Genomic DNA, 21944 nt, shown 5'->3' on the forward strand with positions numbered 1-21944 from the left:
AGGACTCCACATGTCTCCTAACCAGCCACCGACAGCTCGAACCACACTGTCTTGCCACTCTTTCCACGCCGGGTTCCCCAGCGTCGCGAACTGCACGCGACCAGCTGCAATCCACGGCCGCCCTCGTCGTCCGGGGCGGCTGCGCGCTCCTGCGGCGGGTCGGGCAGCGGATCGGAGACCTCGACGAGCAGCCCGCCGGAGCTCAGCAGCACCATGCGGACGCCGATCGGTCCGCTGGCGTAGCGCAGGGAGTTGGTGACGAGCTCGCTGACGAGGAGTACGGCCACATCGGTGGCTCCGTTCAGTCCCCAGTCGTCCAGCACCCGGCGGACCATCGTGCGGGCGGTGCGCACCGCGCCGGGGTCGGCCGGAAAGCTCCATTCGGCGATCGGTGAACCGGTGGCCCTGCCGCGCTTGCGGACACTGCTGGAGCCGGATTCTGGGACCCCTGCCGCTGCGCTGTCGCTCACGCCGATCACATCCCAACCCCGATGGCATCCCCGTCGGATTGCCCACATTGAAGGGGTCAATCTGGACATACCCGATATCGAGGTCGAAGTATCGCCGCCAACGGTGCGCTGTGACACAAATGGCGCATATGGGAACAGTGGGGCTACGCACGCGTCGCAGGCGGTCATGCGTGCGCGGCGAAGGAGCCAAGGCACACGGGGCGCGAGCCAGGGCGGGCAGGAGGCCGCGCGCGCTCAAGCGGACCGCACGCCCGGGATCCCGGCCGTGGCGACCAGCCTGCGCATCGCCTCGGCGACCGCCGGGCGGTCCTGATCCAGCCAGTCGACCTGCGACTCCTCGCCGGGCAGCAGCCAGCGCAACTCGTCGTGGTCCTGCAGCGGCCGCGGCTCACCGGACGCCAGGCGGGCCGTCCACACCTGCAGGACGTAGCCGGGCCGCAGCACCCACTCCCCGGGGATGCGCTCCCCGACCACCACCTCGACGCCCAGCTCCTCACGCAGTTCGCGCTCCAGCGCCCGTTCGGGCGTCTCGTCGTCCTCCACCTTGCCGCCGGGCAGCTCCCAGCGGCCGGCCAGCGCGGGCGGTGCGCTGCGGCGTGCGGCCAGCAGCCGCCCGCCCTGGCACACCGCTCCGCCCACTACTACGCGCACCGTCGTCATGCGCGGCAGCCTACGTCCCCCGCCTTCGTCCCGCTTCTCGCCCGCCGCCCCTCAGGTCGCCGCATGGTCGACCTTCTCGACCACGTAGAGCTGCCGCCGGCCCGGCGAATCGAGCCGGTCGGCCACCCGCTCCGCCTCCGCCCGGGTGGCATACCGGCCGACGCGATACCGGTTGCCCCCTTCGTCCTGGCGGATGACGAGCCAGGGGAGCACGGCTCCACCCTCAGTCATTGCGCCCCTCCGTCCGCCACACAGCGCGTCATGACGCGCCCCTCGTCTGCTGATGCCGAAATCGCAATCCGCATATGCCCGAGCGTACGCCCGACCTTTACGCACCGGATATGGATTTACACAAAGAGGTACCGAACCGGCCACTCGCAGGCCCCGGTCGTACCGGAAGCGACCTGCGAGTGGCCGGTTTCGCCCGAAGCGCCGGGCGTAAGTGACGAAACTGCGAGGCGTGGCGCCAGGCTGACTCAGGCCCCGACGGACGCCTTGGCCCCTTCGGCCTCTCCGGCCGCGTCCGCCGCGGCGGCCTCTTCCTCCGCACGGATCTCGGCCTCGACCTGGACCAGCGACGGGTTGCGCCACGAGCTGCGCACGCCCCAGTAGTAGAAGGCCAGTCCGATCGCGGCGACCACGGCGATGTCCCAGCCCGGGGGCAGGTAGCCCTTGCCGCCGAACTCCTTGCCGCCCATGTACGACACGGCGGCCATGACCAGCAGGTACGCCACCATCCAGGCGCCGGCCTTCAGGTGCGGGCGCAGCCCGGCCCACGGCTTGCGGCCCTGGGTCAGCGGCTTGCCGATCTCGTACCAGGCCCAGACCGGCAGTCCGACGGCCATGATCAGGATGACCTTGCCGGTCAGCGGCCAACGGCCCCAGTACAGGACCAGCGAGCCGAAGACCATCGCGACCGGCGCGATGATCGGCATCACCCGGAGCTTGACCGGGCGGTTGAGGTCCGGCGAGATGCGGCGCAGCGACATCACCGCGACCGGGCCGGTGATGTACGAGATGACGGTGGCGACCGAGACGATCTCGGCGAGCGAGCCCCAGCCGCGGAAGACCGCGAGGAAGAGGAAGGCGATCACGAGGTTGAGCAGCAGCGCCGGGCGCGGCACGCCGGTCTTCTTGTCCACCTTGCCGAAGACGCCGGGCAGATGGCCGTTCTCCTGCACGCCGTGGATCATGCGCGAGGTGGTGGCGGCGTAGATCATGCCGGTGCCGGACGGCGAGACGAAGGCGTCCGCGTACAGCAGCAACGCCAGCCAGTTCAGGCCCCAGGCCACCGCGAGGTCGGCGAGCGGCGAGTTGTAGCCGAGGCCGGCCCAGCCGCCGCTGGCGCCCAGCTTGTCGCCGGGGACCGCCATCAGGAACGCGACCTGCAGCGCGACATAGATGACCAGCGCGATCAGGATCGACCAGACGACGGCCTTGGGCAGCGACTTGCCCGGGTTACGGGCCTCGCCGGCGAGGTTCAGCGGGGACTGGAAGCCGTTGTAGGCCCAGACGATGCCGGAGACGGCGACCGCGGTGAAGACCGAGCTCCAGCCGTTGGGGGTGAAGCCGCCGTGGCCGCTGATGTTGTCCGTGTCGAAGTGCGCCAGCATCAGCGCGCTGGCGGTCAGCACCGGCACCACGACCTTGAAGACCGTGATCGCGGTGTTGGTCTTCGCGAACAGCGAGATGGCGAACCAGTTGAGGAAGAAGTAGAAGATCAGCAGGACGCTGGCGAGCCCGACACCGGTGCCCGTCAGCTCCTTGCCGTCGTAGAGCGCCTTCGCCCAGCCGAAGTCCCAGGAACTCATGTACTGGACCGAGGCGGTGGCCTCACCGGGGATGACCGAGACGATCGCGATCCAGTTGGCCCAGGCCGCGAGGTAGCCGGCGAGCGAGCCGTGCGAGTACTGGCCGTAGCGGACCATGCCGCCGGCCTTCGGGAACATCGCACCCAGCTCGCTGTAGGTGAGCGCGATGGTGAGCGCGACCAGCGCGCCGATGACCCAGGCCAGGATCGCGGCCGGACCGGCGATGGCGGCGGCCCGCTCGGCCCCGAAGAGCCAGCCGGAGCCGATGATGGACCCGAGGCCCGTCGCGGTCAGGGCGATGGTCCCGAGGGACCGCCGGTAATTCGAATGCGAACCCTGCTCCGCACCCTGGGTTTTCGTCGTGCTCACGTGCTGGTCTCCTGGTCTTCCCCCGTGCCGTGCACAAACTTCGCCATCGTAAGAGCGAATCCGAAGATCGGTTTCCCGCTGCTGGCCAAAACTCCCGCCCAGCTGAGGGTCTGTGAGGTTTCCAACACCAAGATCCAGCCAACATTTACGGGCATATCTCAGCAAAACGGACACCGGACTGGAGACTGAAAGCCGCCACGGATCCAGTACGGGGCCGCGGGAGGGCGGATACGGGGGGCAGCGGAGACGGCAGGGGCGGCCCCGCGGGCCGCCCGGCTGCTACTTCACCGGCAGGTGGTACGCCACCCGATACCGGTCCGCGAGCGTGACGACATCGGCGGTCTCGACCGGCCGGCGGCCCTCGAAGTACGTACGCGAGACGACCAGCACCGCATGCCCCGGCACCCCGCCCAGCGCCATGGCCTCCTCGGCCAGCGCGGGCCGGGCCCCGACCTCCTCGACGACGTTGTCCACCACCACGTCGATGGCCGCCATCCGTTCGACCACCCCGCGCCCCGCCAGCGGCCCCTCCTCCGGCAGCATCACGGGCGTTCGCCCCGTCACCTCCAGGGGCTCCCAGGACGTGGAGAGCATCGCCGGCTCGCCCTCCGCCCGGAAGACATAGCGGGTGCGCATCACCCTGGCCCCCGGCGGAACGCGCAGCCTGGCGGCGACCGCCGAACTGGCCGCCTCCTGCTCGCTGTTGGACTCCCAGGTGCCGCGCACCCGCTCGTCCGTCTGCTCCTGCCGGAAGGGCGTACAGCCGCCGACGGCGTGGAATCCGGCGCGGGCGATACGGCGCGGGACGGGCTGCTCGCGCACGTATGTGCCCGAGCCCGAGCGACCCTCGACCAGGCCCTCGGCCATCAGGACCTTGCGCGCCTCCAGGGCGACGGTGTCCGAGACGCCGTACTCCTCGCGGATGCGGGCCTGGGAGGGGAGGCGGGTGTGCGGCGGCAGCACCCCGTCGACGATCTTCTGGCGCAGGTCGCCGGCGACGCGGAGGTACGCGGGCTGCTCACCGAAAGGCACGTGCCCCTCCCAACAGCTTGACAGTCAGCAACAGCCTGGCAACGGCGCGTTGCCGACCGCAACCTTGGGCCAGATATTCACCTGATGTGATGAAACCCAGCTCAGCCGCCCGGGGAGCGCGCACGGACCCCACCAGCCCCCATCCCCACCTCACCCGCACCCCACGCCCCACCTCCCGAAGAGCGCCGCCCGCTCATGTCACGATCGACCAGGACCAGCCCGCAACGGACCGCCCGGCAGCAGGACCCGCTCCCCCACACGGACCGCTCACCACACGGCACCGGCCCCAAAGCGGGTTCACCGGAAGGGAAGGAAGGCGCCCATGCCCGCCGAACCCGGCCTCTCCCCCATGCCCAAGGAGTGGCAGCGCGCCCTCGCCGTCGTCGCCCACCCCGACGACCTGGAGTACGGCGCCGCGGCCGCCATCGCCGAATGGACCGCCGCCGGACGCGAGGTCAGCTACCTGCTCGTGACCCGCGGCGAGGCCGGCATCGACGGCCTGGCGCCCGGGGAGTGCGGGCACATCCGCGAGGCCGAGCAGCGGGCCGGCGCCGCGCTCGTCGGCGTGCACACCGTCGAGTTCCTCGAACACCACCACGATGGCGTCATCGAGGCCGGTACGGCGCTGCGCCGCGACCTCTCCGCGGCCATCCGGCGCCACCGCCCCGAGCTGCTGATCACCCTCAACCACCACGACACCTGGGGCGGGGTGGAGTGGAACACCCCGGACCACCGGGTGGTCGGCCGCGCCGTCCTGGACGCGGCCGGCGACGCCGGCAACCGCTGGATCTTCCCCGAGCTGGCCGACGCGCGCGGCCTGGCGCCCTGGAACGGCATCCGCTGGGTCGCCGTGGCCGGCTCCCCCCACCCCACCCACGCCGCCGAGGTCGGCCCCGGCATCGACCGCGCGGTCGCCTCACTGGCGGCGCACGCCACGTACATCAGGGGCCTCGGCGGCCCCGAACAGGACCCGCACAGCTACGCCCGCACCTTCATCGAACAGACCCTGCGCACCGGCGGCGAACGCTACCGGGGCCGCCCGGCGACCCTCTTCCAGGTCTTTCCGCGCTAGGACGCACACGCCTTGGGGGTGCTCATGGGGCGGGCGTCACACACCAAGGCGTGCCACTCGCCCAGGCGTACGTACCGCTCCCCCCTCCCCTCCATGGATCAACGGCGGACCGGCCCCACGCCCCCTACGCCCCCACGACCCCCGCAACGAATCCGGCCACCAGCTCCGCCACCTCCGCCGGCCGCTCCAGCGCCATCGCGTGGGTCCCGTCCACCCCCGCCACGGTCACCTGCGGCTGCGTCCGCGCCAGCTCCCCCAGATCGCGGCGCAGCCCCTCCACGTACGCGGCCATCAGCTCCTCGAACCACGGCGGCATGCCCGGCACCGGGGGGTTGGGGCGCAGCGCCCGGGCGATCAGCAACGGCCGCGTCACCCGCCGGTAGAGCGCGAACAGATCGATCCCCGCCATCGCCTCCTGGGCCTGGACCGCCTGCCGTCGCCCCGGCCGCAGAAACAGCCGCCCGTCCGCCGTCCGCGCCAAGGACCGCCGCACCCCGGCCACCATGAACTCGCCGGGGATCCCCAACTGCGCCGCCATGGCGGCCTGGTAGTCGAGCACGCCCTCCAACGCGGCGGCGTCGAAGGGACGTCCGCCCGCCTCCTCCGCGAACTTCCTCACCTCCCCCAGCCGTTCGCGCACATAGGCTGCGTCCAGGCCCACGTACTGCTCCGCCCTCCCCATCCCGTGCCCGTCGAGGTTCACCGCGGCGGGCGTGTCGGGCAGCAGCTCCAGACACCGCGCGGCCACCATCCCGCCCATCGAATGCCCCACCACCACGGCCTCCGGCACCCCACAGGCCGCCAGCACCGCCGCCACATCCCCCACGGCCACCTCGAACGTCCACGGCACCGCGCCCTCGCCCGACCGCCCATGGCCCCGCAGATCCATCGCCAGCACCCGGTGCCGCACGGCCAGCAGCGGCGCGACCCGCTCCCAGTCCGCCAACGTCCGCCCCGCCCCGTGCAACAACAGCACCGCGGGCCCGGCCCCACCGTGATCCCGCACAGCCAGCTCCACCCCGTCACCGGCCATACAGGTCAGGTCTCCGCTCGCCCCGCTGTCCGCCCGGCCGGCCGCCTCGCCGCTCACCTCGGTGCTCACCTCGGTGCTCACCTTGCTCTTCGCTTCGTTGCTCCCGCTCTGTGCCATGCATCAAAGCTAGGCGCCCCAAATACCCACATTTTCGTCCCCGAAGACGATGCCCGAGCCCCCAAATCCGGGGCATAATGAATTAACCCCGTTGGGAATTCCTCCCCTTGCCCCCCTTCTTTCCGCGGGCCCCTGTCGGGGCCGGGCCAGGCCGGCCTAGCCGTACGAGGAGATCAGCCGCCCGACGACCGGCCCCAGGAAGCGGGCCGCCAGCCCCGCCCTCCGGCGCCGCCAGGCCTCGTCCTCCTGCCCCGCCCCGTCCATACCGTCCCCGTATCGGCGCCGACGGATGTCCGCCACGACCTCCTCGGGAGCGTCGAGTTCGGTGCGAAGCACGTCGAGGGCCTCGCGTTTGCTGATCAGCCGGCCGTCCCGCAGGGTGATGTGCATCCGGGCCACGGTGAGCACGGCGTAGTCCAACCAGCCGTCCTGGAGCAGCAGTTCACTGCGCGACGCGGCGAGTCCGGAGAGGCTTTCCCGCAACTCACCGACGATGAATGCAGTGAGCTGACGATCCGACACCGGGGGCAGCAATCCCTCGACCGGCCGACCGCGCAGCACCCGCCCGAAGGCGTGCAGTTCCCGCCTGGCGACCGGACTGACCGGGCGGGCGTAGTACTCCCGGTGGGCCCATACCGGATGCTCCCGGTCCGGATCGTCCAGCCCGGCGGCGGAGAGGTACGAGCAGTGCAGCCCGCGCGCGAGCGGCAGCTCCCGCACCAGCCGATCATGGAGCCCGATCAGCCGCCGCTCCTCCTCGGGAGTGCAGGGCCGGTCGAGCACGGCGACCAGATCGAGGTCGCTGCGACCGGGACGGTAGTCCGTGCCCTCGGCGATCGAACCGTGAACCCAGAGCGCGACGAGCGGCACGAAGGGCGGGCCAAGGGCCTCGGTAAAACGTGCGAGGAGGTCATCGGTGCCCGGGTCCCCGGTCACACCCGGCACGGTGCCGGCGGGTACGGCGGACGGGGCGGACACGGCGGGTGCGGCGGACACGGCGGGTCGCCCGGCAACGGGGTCACCAGGAGCTTCGTCGGAGCTGGTCGTCATAACGGACCAGTCTGCAGCGGCGGGCACCCGGCGCTCCATGACACACCGGACCGGAACGTCGGCCACCGCGGGGACAACTCCACCGTCGATGCCCTCGTAGCCCCGTTCTCGCCGAATCGCTACGGTTGAGCCATGACCGCACTGCCCGACTGGATGCGCCCGCCACGCGCGGAAGGCTGGTTCGCGGAGGACCTGGACCGCCTCCCCGAGGCACCCCGCCACACCGAGCTCATCGACGGAGCCCTCGTCTTCATGCTGTCGCCCCAGCGGTCGTGGCACGGCCGCCTCGTCACCGGCCTGACTGTGGCCCTCATGGATCAAGCCCCCAGCGGTGTCGAAGTCGAGCGGGAGATGACCATCCGCCTTGACGCCCGCAACCGCCCAGAGCCCGACCTGCTTCTGACGACAGACCCGTACGATGCGGACCGCACCTGGTACGCCCCGGGGGACGTCCTGCTCGTCATCGAGGTCGTCTCCCCCGAGTCCGCCCACCGGGACCGCACGGTCAAGCTCCGCAAGTACGCCGAGGCCGGCATCCCGCACTACTGGTGCATCGAAGACGAGGGCGGCGCACCGGTCGTACATGTCTACGAGCTCGATGAGCCGACCCGTAGCTACGCGCCCGCCGGTATCTTCCGAGGCTCACTCCGGCGTCCGGTGCCCTTCGAGATCAGCCTTGATCTCGACAAGCTGACGCCGGGCCGGCCGGGCTGACACGGCGATGCGGCTCCCAGTCCACACCGGGAGCCGAAAGGGTCGGACTGGAGACAGTCCGACCCTTTTGCGAGCTGCGCAATCGTCCGCTCAGCGACGGTGTTGCTTCACCGGCTCACACGTTGAACCGGAACTCCACCACATCCCCGTCCTGCATCACATACTCCTTGCCCTCCATGCGGGCCTTGCCGGCGGCGCGGGCGTCGGCGACGGAGCCGGTCTCGACGAGGTCGGCGAAGGAGATGACCTCGGCCTTGATGAAGCCCTTTTGGAAGTCGGTGTGGATGACGCCGGCGGCCTCGGGGGCGGTGGCGCCCTTCTTGATGGTCCAGGCGCGGGTTTCCTTGGGGCCGGCCGTCAGGTAGGTCTGCAGGCCGAGGGTGTCGAAGCCGACGTGGGCGAGGGTGGCCAGGCCCGGTTCGTCCTGGCCGACGGACTGGAGGAGTTCGAGGGCCTCGTCCTCGTCGAGTTCGGCGAGGTCGGCCTCGAGCTTGGCGTTGAGGAAGATCGCCTCGGCGGGGGCGACCAGGGCGCGCTGCTCGTTCTTGAAGTCCTCGTCGGTCAGCTCGTCCTCGTCGACGTTGAAGACGTAGAGGAAGGGCTTGGTGGTGAGGAGGTGCAGGTCGTGCAGGAGTTCCTCGTTGCCGGAGCCCTGGACGATGCCCGCCGAGAAGAGCGTGTCGCCCTTCTCCAGGATGGCCTTGGCCTCTTCGACGGCCTTGACCTTGGGGGCGACGTCCTTCTTGATGCGGGATTCCTTCTGCAGGCGCGGAAGGACCTTCTCGATGGTCTGGAGGTCGGCCAGGATCAGCTCGGTGTTGATGGTCTCGATGTCGTCCTTGGGCGAGACCTTGCCGTCGACGTGGACGACGTTCTCGTCCTTGAAGGCGCGGATGACCTGGCAGATCGCGTCGGACTCGCGGATGTTCGCGAGGAACTTGTTGCCCAGGCCCTCGCCCTCCGAGGCGCCGCGGACGATGCCCGCGATGTCGACGAAGTCGACGGTGGCCGGGAGGATCTTCTGCGAGTCGAAGATCTCGGCGAGCTTGGCGAGGCGGGGGTCGGGGACTCCGACGACGCCGACGTTCGGCTCGATGGTGGCGAACGGGTAGTTGGCCGCCAGCACGTCGTTCTTGGTCAGGGCGTTGAACATGGTCGACTTGCCGACATTGGGCAGACCGACGATTCCGATCGTGAGCGACACTGTGGCGACTCGACTTCCGAAGGCAGAGGTGGTGGGGTGGGCGGCCGCTCCGGGTCCGGGTGCCCGGTCCCGGGAGGGGCCGATCAACCAGTCTACGGGGCGGCCGGGCGCGAGCGGCCGCCACCGGGACCGCGCCCGCGCCCGACCCCCTCCGGGGCCGCGGCCGGCGTCCGGTGCCCCGCTCCGGGTCCCCGCGGCGAACGAAGTCCCAAGGTCGGAACAAAGCGCGTGTCCCGTAACCGGTTAATCCCACTTAGCGGCCTACCGTTGGCGAGTGGAGCAACACGAAGCGCGCACCCCCCAGCACGGACCGTCATGGCCCGCACGCCCGGCCACCGACACGGGCACCCGGCTCCCGCGCCCCGCGGAGGCCGTGGCAGCCGACCCCGACGACGCCTTTCTCTCCGCGATGCGGGCCTCCGGGTTCGCGTCCGTACCGGCCTCCGCCTCCCTGCCGTTACGGGGCCCGGCACAGGCGGGGCCGGCCCGCGGCCCCACCCGGGCGGCCCCGACGCCCCGGGCGCCCGAGCGCGCCCCCGCGCCACCGGAGGGCGCCGAAGCCTCGACCGTTTACCGGGCCCGGCCCCGCCCCTCGACCGCCCCGTCCGCGCTGCTGCCGCACCGGATGCCGGCCGCCAAGCTCACCGGCCTGGGGTGCTGGCTGCTGGCGACGCTGACCCTGCTGGCGTTCGCGTACCTGGACCGGCTGCTCCTGGGCGGCGCGCAGACCCCGTACGGCTTCTTCTTCCTGCTGGTGAGCGTGGCGGCGGCGTTCTGGGTCAGGCCGTACGACCTGATCTGCGCGCCGGTCACCGTGCCGATCGCCTTCGCGGTCGGGGCGCTGCCGATCCAGCACGGCGGGGAGGGGGTCGGCGGGGTGGTGACGGGGGTCTTCACGGTCCTCGCGCTGAACGCCGGCTGGCTCTACGCCGGCACGCTCGTCTGCGCGCTGATCACCATGGTCCGCCGTGCGCTGGTCATCGCGCGGCGTCGGGCCAGCCGACGGGCGAGTCGACCGCGGAACGGGCAGTACGGGCCGTCGGAGCGGCCGGCCAGGCGGACGGCGGAGCGTGGCGGGACGCGGTCGGGGAGCCGTCCGCGTCGGGTGTCCCACCAGCCCGAGCGGCGTACGCAGCCATCGCGGCCCCCACGATCCCCGCGTTGTTCTGAAGCCGAGCCGGCACGATCTCGGCCCTGATGCCCTCGATCAGCGGCAGGAACTTCTCCGCCTTGCGGCTCACCCCGCCGCCGATCACGAACAGCTCGGGCGAGAAGAGCATCTCCAGATGGGCGAGGTACTTGCGCACCCGGCGTGCCCAGTGCTGCCAGCTCAGCTCCTCGTCCTCCTTGGCCTTGGTCGAGGCGCGCTTCTCGGCCTCGTGGCCGTGCAGCTCCAGATGGCCGAGCTCGGTGTTGGGGAGGAGCCGGCCGTCGGTGAAGACGGCGCTGCCGATGCCGGTGCCGAGGGTGAGGACGATGACCGTGCCGGCCCGCCCGCGGCCCGCGCCGAAGCGCATCTCCGCCAGGCCGGCCGCGTCCGCGTCGTTGAGGACGGTGACGGGGCAGGTGCCGGACCCGCCGCCCAGCCGGCCGGTGAGCAGCGCGCCGGCGTCGGTGCCGATCCAGCCCTTGTCGACATTGGCGGCGGTACGGGTCGTACCGCCGGTGACCACACCGGGGAAGGTCGCGCCGACCGGCCCCGACCACCCGAAGTGCGCCACGACCTGTCCGACGCAGTCCGCGACCGCATCCGGGGTGGCCGGATGCGGGGTCAGCACCTTGTAGCGCGCGTCGACGAGCTCGCCGCGCTCCAGATCCACCGGAGCGCCCTTGATGCCCGATCCGCCGATGTCCACACCGAAGACCCTCATGGGAAAAGGCTAGGCGCCGACGGGGCCGCCCGCCCGGGAGACGGCGGATCCGGCCGGGTCAGTCCTCGGTCGCCGCCTTCGCCTCGGCCCGCAGGTCGCGGCGCAGCTCCTTGGGCAGGGAGAAGGCGATGGACTCCTCGGCGGCGGTGATGGTCTCGACGTCCTCGTAACCGCGCTGGGCGAGCCAGTCCAGGACGCCGTGGACGAGGATCTCGGGGACCGACGCGCCGGAGGTGACGCCGACCGTGCTCACGCCCTCCAGCCAGGCCTCGTCGATCTCCTCGGCGTAGTCGACCAGGTGCGCGTCGCGGGCGCCGGCGCCCAGCGCCACCTCGACCAGGCGGACCGAGTTCGACGAGTTCTTCGAGCCGACGACGATGACCAGGTCGGCCTCGGCGCCCATCTGCTTCACCGCGGTCTGGCGGTTCTGCGTGGCGTAGCAGATGTCGTCGCTGGGCGGGGAGAGCAGGTTGGGGTAGCGGCCCTTGAGGGCGTCGACGGTCTCCATGGTCTCGTCGACCGAGAGCGTGGTCTGGGAGAGCCAGACGACCTTGTCCGGGTCGCGGACCTCGACGTTGGCGACGTCGTCGGGGCCGTCGACCAGGGTGATGTGCTCGGGGGCCTCGCCGCTGGTGCCGATGACCTCTTCGTGGCCCTCGTGGCCGATCAGGAGGATGTCGTAGTCCTCCTTGGCGTAGCGGATCGCTTCCTTGTGCACCTTGGTGACCAGGGGGCAGGTCGCGTCGATGGTGGCGAGCTTGCCGCGCGAGGCCTCTTCGTGGACGACCGGTGCGACACCGTGGGCCGAGAAGATGACGATGTTGCCCTCGGGCACCTCTTCGGTCTCCTCGACGAAGATCGCGCCCTTCTTCTCCAGGGTCTTCACGACGTACTTGTTGTGGACGATCTCGTGGCGTACGTAGACGGGGGCGCCGTACTGCTCAAGCGCCTTCTCGACGGCGATCACGGCGCGGTCCACGCCCGCGCAGTAGCCACGGGGGGCGGCGAGCAGGACCTTGCGGCTGGCGGGCGTAGCAGTCATGCGGTCCATCGTAAGGCCGCGCCCGTGCCCCTGAAGATCGCGCCCGTGTCCCAGACTGAGGGCCGGACTGCGCAAGGAGGCATCGATGGCGTCGCTGGGGCGGACGGGGGAGGCGGGGGCGGGATCGCTGCGGCGGACGCTGACGTTCCGGGACCTGATCGTCTACGGGCTGCTGTTCATCGCCCCGATGGCGCCGGTCGGCATCTTCGGCACGCTGCAGGCCAAGTCGCACGGGGCGATCGTCGTCGTCTACGCGGTGGCGACCCTGGCGATGGCGTTCACGGCGTACTCCTACGCCCTGATGGTGCGGGTCGCCCCGCAGGCCGGATCGGTCTACACCTACGCCCGGGTGGGGCTGGGCGAGGGCGCGGGCTTCGTCGCCGGGTGGATGGCGATGCTGGACTATCTGCTGATTCCGGCGGTGGCGTATCTGTTCTCCGGGATCGCGCTGCACGCGCTGGTGCCGTCGGTGCACCAGTGGGTGTTCACGGCGCTCGCGGTGGTGGTGACGACGCTGCTGAACCTGTGGGGCGTACGGGTGGCGGCCCGGGTGGGCTTCGCGGTGCTGGCGATGGAGATCGCGGTGCTGGTGGTGTTCGTCGTCGCTGCCGGGTACGCGCTGCTCGTCCACGGGGCGCAGCGCAGCTGGACGGCGCCGTTCACCGGCGAGGGCGCCTTCTCGATGAGCGCGGTGCTGTCGGCGGTGTCGGTCGCGGTGCTGTCCTATCTGGGCTTCGACGCCATCGCGTCGTTCGCGGAGGAGTCCGCGGGAGGCGCGCGGCGGGTGGCGCGGGCGGTGCTCACCTGCCTGGTGGTGGCGGGGGTGCTGTTCGCCGTCCAGACGTATCTGGCGGCGCTGCTCGCCCCGATGCCGGCGGCCGAGCTGGCGGCCGATCCGGGCAGGCAGGGGGACGCCTTCTATCTGACGGCGCACGCGGCCGCGGGCGAGTGGCTGCAGAAGCTGGTGGCGGCCAGCAAGGCGGTCGGGGCGGCGTTCGCGGCGCTGGCGGGGCAGGCGGCGGCCGGGCGGCTGCTGTTCGCGATGGCCCGGGACCGGCGGCTGCCGGGGGCGATGTCGAAGGTGGACGAGGCCAGCGGGGTGCCGCGCCGGGCGCTGCTGGGGGCGGCGGCGGTGACGCTGGTGGCGGCGGTGTGGGCGGCCCGCCGCGACGACGGGCTCGACCAGTTGTCGTCGATCGTCAACGTGGGCGCGCTGACCGCGTTCGGGCTGCTGCACGCGTCGGTGATCGGCTGGTTCGGGGTCCGCAGGGGGGCCGGGGCGCCGAGCGTGCCGCGGCATGTGGTGGTGCCGCTGCTGGGGTTCGCGGTGGTGGTCGCGGTGATCGTGGCGGCCTCCGCGACCGCGCAGATCGTGAGCGGGGTCTGGATGGCGGTGGGGCTGGTGGTGCTGGCGGTGCAGTACGGGGCGCGGGCGCGGGCCGGCGGCGGAGGGGACTGAGGGCGAGGTGGCGGCCACTGTCGGTGGGCGCCACTAGTCTCGCTCGTATGGCTGTCTCAACGTCCCCGGAAACGCCGATCCCGGTCGGCGAGGTGTCCCGGCTCATCGGCGGTTGGATCGACCGCCTCGGCGCGGTGTGGGTCGAGGGGCAGATCACCCAGCTCTCACGGCGGCCGGGCGCCGGGGTCGTCTTCCTGACGCTGCGCGACCCCTCGTACGACATCTCGCTGAGCGTGACGTGCTACCGCCAGGTCTTCGACAAGGTCGCCGACGTGATCAGCGAGGGCGCCCGGGTGGTGGTGCACGCCAAGCCGGAGTGGTACGCCCCGCGCGGCCAGCTGTCGCTGCGGGCCGCCGAGATCCGGCCGGTCGGCGTGGGTGAACTCCTCGCCCGGCTGGAGCAGTTGAAGAAGTCGCTGGCGGCGGAGGGGCTCTTCGCCGCGGACCGCAAGAAGCCGCTGCCGTTTCTGCCGCAGCTGATCGGGCTGGTCTGCGGCCGGGCGAGCGCCGCGGAGCGCGACGTCCTGGAGAACGCCCGGCACCGCTGGCCCGCCGTCCGCTTCGCGGTGCGCAACGTCCCCGTCCAGGGCGTGCACGCGGTGCCGCAGGTGATCGCGGCGGTCCAGGAGCTGGACGCGCTGCCCGAGGTGGACGTGATCATCGTGGCGCGCGGGGGCGGCAGCGTGGAGGATCTGCTGCCGTTCTCCGACGAGCAGCTCGTACGTGCCGTGGGCGCGGCGGCGACGCCGGTCGTCTCGGCGATCGGCCATGAGCCGGACACCCCGTTGCTGGACCTGGTCGCCGATCTGCGCGCCTCGACGCCGACGGACGCGGCGAAGAAGGTGGTGCCGGACGTCGGTGAGGAGCTGACCCGGATCCGGCAGTTGCGGGACCGGGCCTTCCGTGCGGTCGACGGCTTTGTACAGCGCGAGGAGCGGGGGCTGGCCGCGGCGCTGCACCGGCCCTGCATACAGCGGCCGCAGCGGATGGTCGAGGAGCGCGAGGAGCAGGTCACGGCCCTGCTGGAGCGCGGTCGGCGCACCCTGGGACATCTGCTGGACCGTGCCGACTCCGAGCTCGCGCACACTCTCGCGCGGGTGGTCGCGCTCTCGCCCAAGGCGACGCTGGAGCGCGGCTACGCGGTGCTGCAGAAGGCGGACGGCGCGGCGGTGCGCTCCCCCCAAGAGGTCGGCGCGGACGAGGAGTTGCGGGCCCGGGTGGCCGAGGGCGAATTCAGGGTGCGGGTGAGCGGCGCCGAGGGCGCTGTCACACCTGGCGCATAGGGTGGGAGACATGGCGAAAGCGAAGACGGACGGCCTGGTGGACGCGGGGCAGGACGCGGCCGGCACACCGGCGCAGGTGGCACCGGTGGACTCCACGCTCGGTTATGAGCAGGCGCGGGACGAGCTGATCGAGGTCGTCCGCAGCCTGGAGGCGGGCGGTACGACGCTGGAGGAGTCGCTGGCGCTGTGGGAGCGCGGCGAGGCGCTGGCGCAGGTCTGTCGCCGCTGGCTGGACGGCGCGCGGGCCCGGCTGGACGCCGCGCTGGCGGAGTCGTCGGACGGAGCGGAGGCGGGGGCGGAGCGCCCGTAGGCGTCGCCGGGGCCGCGCCGTCGCCGGCACGGCAGGGCGGACCCCCCTGGCCCTCCAGCCTCCGGGCCCTCCTGGCCTTCCTGGCCTTTCCTGGCCCTCCAAACTCCAAGCCCTCCAGCCCTCTCACCCCCGAAGGCACTCCACATTCCGGAAAGCTGCTTCCGAATCACGGAATCGCGCTACCCTCACATGTGAACCGACTCACAATCATCCCGGATTTAGTTGAAACTTCATCTATCCGGATTACAGTGGTTTCGAACCTGACCCCACCCGACTCACCGAGGTGCCCTCATGTCTCTCGCCCTTGACGCCGCCGCCCAGGACCTCCTCTTCCGCGAGGCCCAGACCGCCCACACGTTCACGGACGAGCCGGTGACGGACGAGCAGGTCCAGGCGATCTACGACCTGGTGAAGTTCGGCCCGACCGCCTTCAACCAGTCCTCGCTGCGGATAACCCTGGTCCGTTCGCAGGAGGCCCGCGAGCGCCTGGTCCGGCACGCCATGGGCGCCAACGGCCCGAAGACCCTGAGCGCGCCGCTGACCGCGATCCTCTCGGTCGACCTGGACTTCCACGAGCACCTGCCGCGGCTCTTCCCGGCCCTCCCGAACGTCAAGGACATGTTCTTCGCCGAGGCCGCCGCCCGCGAGGCCGCCGGCACCCAGAACGCCACCCTCCAGGCCGGCTACTTCATCGTCGGCGTCCGCGCCGCCGGCCTGGCCGCGGGCCCGATGACCGGCTTCGACTTCACCGGCATCGACAAGGAGTTCTTCGGCGACGGCAAGCAGAAGTCGTTCCTGGTCATCAACATTGGCAAGCCCGGCGCCGACGCGTTCTTCCCGCGCTCGCCGCGCCTGGGCTTCGACGAGGCCGTCACCAGCGTCTGAGCCCCCGGCCCGGACCGCCGGCGTCCGAGCACACCGGAGGCCGCTCCGGGCAACGACGAGGCCGCCGCACCCACGTGGGTGCGGCGGCCTCGTCGCGCTCCGGTCCGCCGTCAGCCCTTCTTGGCCACCAGTGCGGCCGCCAGGTCCGCGAGCCGCCCGTAGGGCGCGGTGCCGGTGACGACCGTGGTCACCCCCGACTCCTCACGGACCAGCGCCCGGTACTTCTCGCCCTGGTAGCGGTCCCACTTCTTGCTGCCGACGGCCTGCCTGCCCTCGACCTTCGTGGCGCCGAGGGTGACGTCCTTGATGAAGTCCTTCGCGGTCGCGTCGCTCTGCTCGACGGCCGCGTACTGCTGCTCGGGGTCGAGCATGCCCAGATGCCAGGCGCCGCCCTTGCCGTCGTCGGACGCCTTGTACGAGACCGAGGTGGCGCGCCAGGTCTTGGGCAGCCCCTCGGGCGCCGCGACCGGGTAGGGCGCCGCTCTACGGGCCGTGATCAGCTCGACGCGGTAGTCGACCCTCTTGACCGCGCTCATCTCCGCGTCGGCGCTGTCGTCGTGCGGGATGAAGAAGTAGATCGCCCCGACCAGGACGCCGATCACCGCCAGCGACAGGACCATGTCCCGCACCGTTTGCCTGCCTCGCATACCTGCCACGCCCCTATGGTCCCCCATGCCCGCGGCCGAGCCGACAGGCCCCCTGGTGACGGCCGTCACCTGCACGAACGCCCGGGTTCCGGCCTCCCCCGGCGCCGCTCATGCGAAGGGCCCCCTGCTCAATTTGGCGACCTGGAGATAAGGTCATACCTACCCTCATCCTCACGGCCGTCGCCGTACAGAAAGGTGCGCTCGATGACCGAGCATCATCTCCCCTCCCAACTCGAGGTCAGCCCCGAGGCCCCGGATCGCAACCTCGCACTGGAGCTCGTACGGGTCACCGAGGCCGGTGCCATGGCCTCGGGCCGCTGGGTGGGCCGGGGCGACAAGAACGGTGCGGACGGCGCCGCGGTCAAGGCGATGCGCGCCCTGATCCACACTGTCTCGATGAACGGCGTGGTGGTCATCGGGGAAGGCGAGAAGGACCACGCCCCGATGCTCTACAACGGTGAGCGCGTCGGCGACGGGACCGGCCCGGAGTGCGACGTGGCCGTCGACCCGGTCGACGGTACGACGCTGACCGCCAAGGGCATGGCCAACGCCGTCTCCGTGATGGCGGTCGCCGAGCGCGGCGCGATGTTCGACCCGTCCGCGGTCTTCTACATGGACAAGCTGGCGACCGGCCCGGAGGCGGCGGACTTCGTCGACATCACGGCTCCGGTGGCCGTGAACATCAAGCGGATCGCCAAGGCGAAGAAGTCCGCGGTCGAGGACGTCACCGTCGTCATCCTGGACCGGCCCCGGCACGAGGGCCTGGTCAAGGAGGTCCGGGAGGCCGGCGCGCGGATCAAGTTCATCTCCGACGGCGACGTCGCGGGCGCGATCATGGCGGCGCGCGAGGGCACCGGCGTCGACCTGCTGCTGGGCATCGGCGGTACGCCCGAGGGCATCATCACGGCCTGCGCGATGAAGTGCCTGGGCGGCACGCTCCAGGCCAAGCTGTGGCCCAAGGACGACGAGGAGCGCCAGCGCGCCCTGGACGCCGGGCACGACCTGGACAAGGTGCTGGAGATCGACGACCTGGTCCGCAGCGACAACGTCTTCTTCGTCGCCACCGGCATCACCGACGGCGAGCTGCTGCGCGGCGTCCGCTACCGCGCGGAGACCGCCTACACCCAGTCCCTGGTGATGCGGTCCAAGTCCGGCACCATCCGGCAGATCGACTCCCAGCACCGGCTGTCGAAGCTGCGCGCGTACAGCTCGGTGGACTTCGAGCGCCCCAGCTGACGGCGCCCTGGTGACACGCACTTCGCCCCCGTCGGAGAAGCTCCGGCGGGGGCGAAGTGGCCCATACGGTCCCGGCGGTCAGCCCGCGGCGGGGATATGGGCCGTGCGCTGCAGCTCGGACTCGCGGCGGCGCCGACGGGTCAGCACGACCCGGCGTTCGGCCGCGGTCAGACCGCCCCACACGCCGTACGGTTCCGGCTGGAGCAGCGCGTGCTCCCGGCACTCGACCATCACCGGACAGCGGGCACAGACCCGCTTCGCGGCTTCTTCCCTGGCCAGCCGCGCGGCGGTCGGCTCCTTGGACGGGGCGAAGAACAGCCCGGCTTCGTCCCGGCGGCACACCGCCTCCGAATGCCAGGGGCCGGCCTCGTCGCGCGCAGGCACTCGCGGGGACGGAACGACAGCGGCATCCTGCAGGGGCTGATGCGGTAGCAGCACGGTCTACTCCTGACGACGGCTTCGGCGAGAGAAATCACCCTTGCCCGTCTCGCTGCGCACGGCCTTTTTCCGCACCCCGCAGCCGTACGAGAGACGATGCACCAGCCCTACCCACGGTGCGCACGCTTATGCACACCGTGGCGATCGTGCGGAAACGAGACTTCGCGAAAACGAGAAAATAGTCCGTCGCCCGCGCTTCGCCGCCGGGAGGGAGCCGTCAGTCGTCCAGTCCCTTGCGGAAGCGGTCCCGGCGCTCGCGCCGGTCGGCGTGTATGCGTACGTGCCGCTCCCACTGCTCCTCGCGCAACTGCTGATGGCGCTCGCGGTGCTCCTCGCGCAGCTGCCGGCGCATCTCCCGGCGGCCCTCGCGCAGCCGGTCGCGCAGATCGCCGACCCAGGCGCCGCGCTTCGGCCTGGCCTCCACGTTGCCCAGCACGGCATAGCCGTTGACCAGGAGCTGCGGGGCGTCGGCGTCCTCCGCCTCGTTCGTGTGGATCTCGAAGTTCCCCAGCACGCCGGATCCGCTGCTGCGCAGCGTGACGTTCTCCGGGACCCGGATCTCCACGCTGCCGAAGATGGCCGTGACGTTGATCTGGACCTGCTGCTGCGGGAAGACCGCCTCGGTCAGATCGATCTCGACGCTGCCGAAGATCGCGACCGCGTTGATCCGCGCGGGGACCCGCCAGCGCCCCTTGCGGACGGAGGCGCTGAAGATCGCGACGAGGTTCTGGTCCGGGGCCGGGCCGCCGGGCTCGTACGCATACGTCCCCGCGTCCGCCGGCTTCGTGCGGGCGCCGTCCGCCACGGGCAGATCCCGGACGACGGGCTCCAGCTCGCCCATCGTCTTGGCGCGGAAGACCGCGTCGATCCGCTCGGCGTGCTCCTCGGGATCCAGCCGGCCCTCCGCCAGCGCCTCGCGCAGGATCCCGGCGATCCGGTCGCGGTCCGCGTCGGACGCCCGCATGTCGGCCTGGGCCACCGGCGCGGCCGCCGGCTCGGTCAGCTTCACCGGCTGCGGCTCGGGCGCCTGCTCCGGCCGCGGGTCGTGCTTCTGAAGCGGTCCGGGCGGGGTCTCGGGGCCCGGTCGTCCCCCGTTGTCTGCATCCACCACCCCAGCGTACCGAAACGCGATAGATCGCGACTAGGGATCCACAGGTCCCGTTCACGATCACCGGGCGCTCGCTTCGGCGGCGGCCGGAAGCGACCGCGGCGGGCCCGGACCGGCCGCCGACTGAGCCTTACCTCACAGCGGCGTCCGCCGGTCGGGGTTCTACGCTGTTCAGGCGCTGCCGTAGATGCCAGCCGGACCCCTCCGAGTAAGGAATGACCTTCGATGCCGGAATTCGCCTACACCGACCTTCTCCCCGTAGGTGAGGACAACACCCCGTACCGACTCGTCACCTCGGAGGGCGTGAGCACCTTCGAGGCCGACGGCCGTACGTTCCTCAAGGTGGAGCCGGAGGCGCTGCGCAAGCTGGCCGCCGAGGCGATGCACGACATCTCGCACTACCTGCGCCCGGCCCACCTCGCCCAGCTCCGCAAGATCCTGGACGACCCCGAGGCCAGCGCCAACGACCGCTTCGTCGCGCTCGACCTGCTCAAGAACGCCAACATCGCGGCGGCCGGCGTGCTGCCCATGTGCCAGGACACCGGCACCGCGATCGTGATGGGCAAGCGCGGCCAGCACGTCCTGACCGAGGGCGGCGACGAGGAAGCCCTCTCCCGCGGCATCTACGACGCCTACACCCAGCTGAACCTGCGCTACTCGCAGATGGCCCCGCTGACGATGTGGGACGAGAAGAACACCGGCTCCAACCTCCCGGCGCAGATCGAGCTGTACGCGACCGACGGCGGCGCCTACAAGTTCCTGTTCATGGCCAAGGGCGGCGGCAGCGCCAACAAGTCCTTCCTCTTCCAGGAGACCAAGGCGGTCCTCAACGAGGCCTCCATGATGAAGTTCCTGGAGCAGAAGATCCGTTCGCTGGGCACGGCCGCCTGCCCCCCGTACCACCTCGCCATCGTCGTCGGCGGCACGTCGGCCGAGTACGCCCTCAAGACCGCCAAGTACGCCTCCGCCCACTACCTGGACGAGCTCCCCGCCGAGGGCTCCCCGACGGGCCACGGCTTCCGCGACAAGGAGCTGGAGGACAAGGTCTTCGAGCTCACCCAGAAGATCGGCATCGGCGCGCAGTTCGGCGGCAAGTACTTCTGCCACGACGTCCGCGTCGTCCGCCTGCCCCGCCACGGCGCGTCCTGCCCGGTCGCCATCGCCGTCTCCTGCTCCGCCGACCGCCAGGCCGTCGCGAAGATCACCGCCGAGGGCGTCTTCCTGGAGCAGCTGGAGACCGACCCGGCCCGCTTCCTGCCCGAGACCACCGACGCCGAACTGACCGAGGGCGCGGGCCCGGACCTCGACGCGATCGCCGTCGACCTCAACCGCCCGATGGACCAGGTGCTGGCCGAGCTGACCAAGCACCCGGTCAAGACCCGCCTGTCGCTGACCGGCACGCTGGTCGTCGCCCGCGACATCGCCCACGCCAAGATCAAGGAACGCCTGGACGCCGGCGAGGAGATGCCGGAGTACCTCAAGAACCACCCGGTCTACTACGCGGGCCCGGCCAAGACCCCCGAGGGCTACGCCTCCGGCTCCTTCGGCCCGACGACGGCGGGCCGTATGGACGCCTACGTCGAGCAGTTCCAGGCGGCCGGCGGCTCCAAGGTCATGCTGGCCAAGGGCAACCGCTCCCAGCAGGTCACCGACGCCTGCGCCGCGCACGGCGGCTTCTACCTCGGCTCCATCGGCGGCCCGGCCGCCCGCCTGGCCCAGGACTGCATCAAGAAGGTCGAGGTCCTGGAGTACGAGGAGCTCGGCATGGAAGCCGTCTGGAAGATCGAGGTCGAGGACTTCCCCGCCTTCATCGTCGTCGACGACAAGGGCAACGACTTCTTCCAGGACCCGGCCCCGGCGCCGACGTTCACCAGCATCCCGGTGCGCCGGGCCGACTGACCCGACGCAGCGCGCCGCGGCACGAACGGCCATCATCCACACGGAGTGGGTGGTGGCCGTTCCGCTTCCGGTGCGCCGGCCCCCGAATCGGCAAACCGTTCGAACGATGCGTCATCCGACCTGTGACGCCCCGTCACCACCCGTTACGTGAACAGATCATGACCGCATGCCTCCCTGCGCCGTTAGGTGAGCGGATTTCGGGATCCGGGAACAGATCGGGGGGCTCGGGTACTG

General features: G+C 71.2%; 21 protein-coding genes and 1 pseudogene. 9 read left to right on the forward strand and 13 right to left on the reverse strand.

Annotated elements, in window-relative coordinates:
* Positions 1 to 17: 17 nt before the first annotated feature.
* The 5 genes from ACFWZH_RS19570 to ACFWZH_RS19590 all read right to left on the reverse strand — a co-directional run bounded on the left by ACFWZH_RS19570 (position 18) and on the right by ACFWZH_RS19590 (position 4342).
* Positions 18 to 479 carry an ATP-binding protein gene (locus tag ACFWZH_RS19570; protein ID WP_384432283.1) on the reverse strand — a complete coding sequence of 154 codons (462 nt, stop codon included), beginning with the start codon at positions 477 to 479 and terminating at the stop codon, positions 18 to 20.
* Between the two features lie 225 nt (positions 480 to 704).
* Positions 705 to 1130, reverse strand: coding sequence for a (deoxy)nucleoside triphosphate pyrophosphohydrolase (locus tag ACFWZH_RS19575; RefSeq protein ID WP_384432286.1), 426 nt, complete (start codon positions 1128 to 1130; stop codon positions 705 to 707).
* A gap of 51 nt (positions 1131 to 1181) precedes the next feature.
* On the reverse strand, positions 1182 to 1361 hold the full coding sequence (locus ACFWZH_RS19580) for an SPOR domain-containing protein (protein WP_384432289.1): 180 nt from the start codon (positions 1359 to 1361) through the stop codon (positions 1182 to 1184).
* A 245-nt stretch (positions 1362 to 1606) separates the two neighbouring features.
* Complete coding sequence (locus tag ACFWZH_RS19585; RefSeq protein ID WP_384432292.1) at positions 1607 to 3310, reverse strand: APC family permease; 1704 nt, start codon at positions 3308 to 3310, stop codon at positions 1607 to 1609.
* Positions 3311 to 3589: 279 nt separating this feature from the next.
* Complete coding sequence (locus ACFWZH_RS19590; protein ID WP_384432295.1) at positions 3590 to 4342, reverse strand: GntR family transcriptional regulator; 753 nt, start codon at positions 4340 to 4342, stop codon at positions 3590 to 3592.
* A 322-nt stretch (positions 4343 to 4664) separates the two neighbouring features.
* On the opposite strand from ACFWZH_RS19590, the gene ACFWZH_RS19595 reads away from it, so the two are divergent.
* Positions 4665 to 5414, forward strand: coding sequence for a PIG-L deacetylase family protein (locus ACFWZH_RS19595; protein WP_384432298.1), 750 nt, complete (start codon positions 4665 to 4667; stop codon positions 5412 to 5414).
* A gap of 124 nt (positions 5415 to 5538) precedes the next feature.
* On the opposite strand, the gene ACFWZH_RS19600 is transcribed toward ACFWZH_RS19595, so the two are convergent.
* Together ACFWZH_RS19600 and ACFWZH_RS19605 are read right to left on the reverse strand one after the other, a co-directional pair.
* Positions 5539 to 6564, reverse strand: coding sequence for an alpha/beta fold hydrolase (locus tag ACFWZH_RS19600; protein WP_384432301.1), 1026 nt, complete (start codon positions 6562 to 6564; stop codon positions 5539 to 5541).
* Positions 6565 to 6720: 156 nt separating this feature from the next.
* Positions 6721 to 7500 carry an aminoglycoside adenylyltransferase domain-containing protein gene (locus tag ACFWZH_RS19605; RefSeq protein ID WP_384432304.1) on the reverse strand — a complete coding sequence of 260 codons (780 nt, stop codon included), beginning with the start codon at positions 7498 to 7500 and terminating at the stop codon, positions 6721 to 6723.
* Between the two features lie 246 nt (positions 7501 to 7746).
* On the opposite strand from ACFWZH_RS19605, the gene ACFWZH_RS19610 reads away from it, so the two are divergent.
* Complete coding sequence (locus tag ACFWZH_RS19610) at positions 7747 to 8328, forward strand: Uma2 family endonuclease (protein ID WP_384432306.1); 582 nt, start codon at positions 7747 to 7749, stop codon at positions 8326 to 8328.
* Between the two features lie 115 nt (positions 8329 to 8443).
* Here ACFWZH_RS19610 and ychF read toward each other — a convergent pair whose 3' ends face one another.
* Positions 8444 to 9532, reverse strand: a complete 1089-nt coding sequence (gene ychF, locus ACFWZH_RS19615) for a redox-regulated ATPase YchF (RefSeq protein ID WP_384432309.1) — start codon at positions 9530 to 9532, stop codon at positions 8444 to 8446.
* A 625-nt stretch (positions 9533 to 10157) separates the two neighbouring features.
* On the opposite strand from ychF, the gene ACFWZH_RS19620 reads away from it, so the two are divergent.
* A complete protein-coding gene (locus ACFWZH_RS19620) occupies positions 10158 to 10730 on the forward strand; it encodes a DUF6542 domain-containing protein (protein ID WP_384432586.1) in 573 nt (190 codons plus the stop codon).
* On the opposite strand, the pseudogene ppgK reads toward ACFWZH_RS19620, so the two are convergent.
* A pseudogene (ppgK, locus tag ACFWZH_RS19625) lies at positions 10663 to 11403 on the reverse strand (polyphosphate--glucose phosphotransferase); the annotation flags it as partial. The gene ACFWZH_RS19620 and the pseudogene ppgK sit on opposite strands and share 68 nt — an antisense overlap.
* Before the next feature lie 58 nt (positions 11404 to 11461).
* Complete coding sequence (locus ACFWZH_RS19630) at positions 11462 to 12445, reverse strand: 4-hydroxy-3-methylbut-2-enyl diphosphate reductase (protein WP_384432312.1); 984 nt, start codon at positions 12443 to 12445, stop codon at positions 11462 to 11464.
* Positions 12446 to 12530: 85 nt separating this feature from the next.
* On the opposite strand from ACFWZH_RS19630, the gene ACFWZH_RS19635 reads away from it, so the two are divergent.
* The 4 genes from ACFWZH_RS19635 (at position 12531) to ACFWZH_RS19650 (ending at position 16382) form a co-directional block, all read left to right on the forward strand.
* Entirely contained in the window at positions 12531 to 13904 is a 1374-nt protein-coding gene (locus ACFWZH_RS19635) for an APC family permease (RefSeq protein WP_384432315.1), read from the forward strand.
* Positions 13905 to 13951: 47 nt separating this feature from the next.
* Complete coding sequence (gene xseA / locus ACFWZH_RS19640) at positions 13952 to 15187, forward strand: exodeoxyribonuclease VII large subunit (RefSeq protein WP_384432318.1); 1236 nt, start codon at positions 13952 to 13954, stop codon at positions 15185 to 15187.
* 10 nt (positions 15188 to 15197) lie between these two features.
* Positions 15198 to 15497 (forward strand): exodeoxyribonuclease VII small subunit, encoded by a 300-nt coding sequence (locus tag ACFWZH_RS19645; RefSeq protein WP_384432321.1) that lies wholly within the window; start codon positions 15198 to 15200, stop codon positions 15495 to 15497.
* Positions 15498 to 15788: 291 nt separating this feature from the next.
* Positions 15789 to 16382, forward strand: coding sequence for a malonic semialdehyde reductase (locus ACFWZH_RS19650; protein ID WP_384432324.1), 594 nt, complete (start codon positions 15789 to 15791; stop codon positions 16380 to 16382).
* A 110-nt stretch (positions 16383 to 16492) separates the two neighbouring features.
* On the opposite strand, the gene ACFWZH_RS19655 is transcribed toward ACFWZH_RS19650, so the two are convergent.
* A complete protein-coding gene (locus tag ACFWZH_RS19655; protein WP_384432589.1) occupies positions 16493 to 17002 on the reverse strand; it encodes a DUF4245 domain-containing protein in 510 nt (169 codons plus the stop codon).
* A gap of 231 nt (positions 17003 to 17233) precedes the next feature.
* Here ACFWZH_RS19655 and glpX point away from each other — a divergent pair, with 231 nt between their 5' ends.
* Positions 17234 to 18265, forward strand: coding sequence for a class II fructose-bisphosphatase (gene glpX / locus ACFWZH_RS19660; RefSeq protein WP_384432327.1), 1032 nt, complete (start codon positions 17234 to 17236; stop codon positions 18263 to 18265).
* A gap of 78 nt (positions 18266 to 18343) precedes the next feature.
* Here the strand turns inward: glpX and ACFWZH_RS19665 are convergent, their stop codons facing one another.
* Both ACFWZH_RS19665 and ACFWZH_RS19670 read right to left on the reverse strand, forming a co-directional pair.
* On the reverse strand, positions 18344 to 18703 hold the full coding sequence (locus tag ACFWZH_RS19665) for a WhiB family transcriptional regulator (protein ID WP_384432330.1): 360 nt from the start codon (positions 18701 to 18703) through the stop codon (positions 18344 to 18346).
* Positions 18704 to 18920: 217 nt separating this feature from the next.
* Positions 18921 to 19811, reverse strand: a complete 891-nt coding sequence (locus tag ACFWZH_RS19670; protein WP_384432333.1) for a DUF1707 domain-containing protein — start codon at positions 19809 to 19811, stop codon at positions 18921 to 18923.
* A gap of 225 nt (positions 19812 to 20036) precedes the next feature.
* On the opposite strand from ACFWZH_RS19670, the gene ACFWZH_RS19675 reads away from it, so the two are divergent.
* Positions 20037 to 21710 carry a fumarate hydratase gene (locus ACFWZH_RS19675; protein WP_384432336.1) on the forward strand — a complete coding sequence of 558 codons (1674 nt, stop codon included), beginning with the start codon at positions 20037 to 20039 and terminating at the stop codon, positions 21708 to 21710.
* Positions 21711 to 21944 lie beyond the last annotated feature (234 nt).

Source organism: Streptomyces sp. NPDC059008, from assembly GCF_042749045.1.
In the GTDB taxonomy this organism is placed as follows: domain Bacteria; phylum Actinomycetota; class Actinomycetes; order Streptomycetales; family Streptomycetaceae; genus Streptomyces.

Coding starts and splice junctions, on each gene's coding strand:
- ACFWZH_RS19575 (WP_384432286.1), bottom strand. CDS start 1,130: ATGACGACGGTGCGCGTAGTAGTGGGCGGAGCGGTGTGCCAGGGCGGG.
- ACFWZH_RS19580 (WP_384432289.1), bottom strand. CDS start 1,361: ATGACTGAGGGTGGAGCCGTGCTCCCCTGGCTCGTCATCCGCCAGGAC.
- ACFWZH_RS19595 (WP_384432298.1), top strand. CDS start 4,665: ATGCCCGCCGAACCCGGCCTCTCCCCCATGCCCAAGGAGTGGCAGCGC.
- ACFWZH_RS19600 (WP_384432301.1), bottom strand. CDS start 6,564: ATGGCACAGAGCGGGAGCAACGAAGCGAAGAGCAAGGTGAGCACCGAG.
- ACFWZH_RS19610 (WP_384432306.1), top strand. CDS start 7,747: ATGACCGCACTGCCCGACTGGATGCGCCCGCCACGCGCGGAAGGCTGG.
- ACFWZH_RS19620 (WP_384432586.1), top strand. CDS start 10,158: ATGCCGGCCGCCAAGCTCACCGGCCTGGGGTGCTGGCTGCTGGCGACG.
- ACFWZH_RS19630 (WP_384432312.1), bottom strand. CDS start 12,445: ATGACTGCTACGCCCGCCAGCCGCAAGGTCCTGCTCGCCGCCCCCCGT.
- ACFWZH_RS19635 (WP_384432315.1), top strand. CDS start 12,531: ATGGCGTCGCTGGGGCGGACGGGGGAGGCGGGGGCGGGATCGCTGCGG.
- xseA (WP_384432318.1), top strand. CDS start 13,952: ATGGCTGTCTCAACGTCCCCGGAAACGCCGATCCCGGTCGGCGAGGTG.
- ACFWZH_RS19645 (WP_384432321.1), top strand. CDS start 15,198: ATGGCGAAAGCGAAGACGGACGGCCTGGTGGACGCGGGGCAGGACGCG.
- ACFWZH_RS19650 (WP_384432324.1), top strand. CDS start 15,789: ATGTCTCTCGCCCTTGACGCCGCCGCCCAGGACCTCCTCTTCCGCGAG.
- ACFWZH_RS19655 (WP_384432589.1), bottom strand. CDS start 17,002: ATGGTCCTGTCGCTGGCGGTGATCGGCGTCCTGGTCGGGGCGATCTAC.
- glpX (WP_384432327.1), top strand. CDS start 17,234: ATGACCGAGCATCATCTCCCCTCCCAACTCGAGGTCAGCCCCGAGGCC.
- ACFWZH_RS19675 (WP_384432336.1), top strand. CDS start 20,037: ATGCCGGAATTCGCCTACACCGACCTTCTCCCCGTAGGTGAGGACAAC.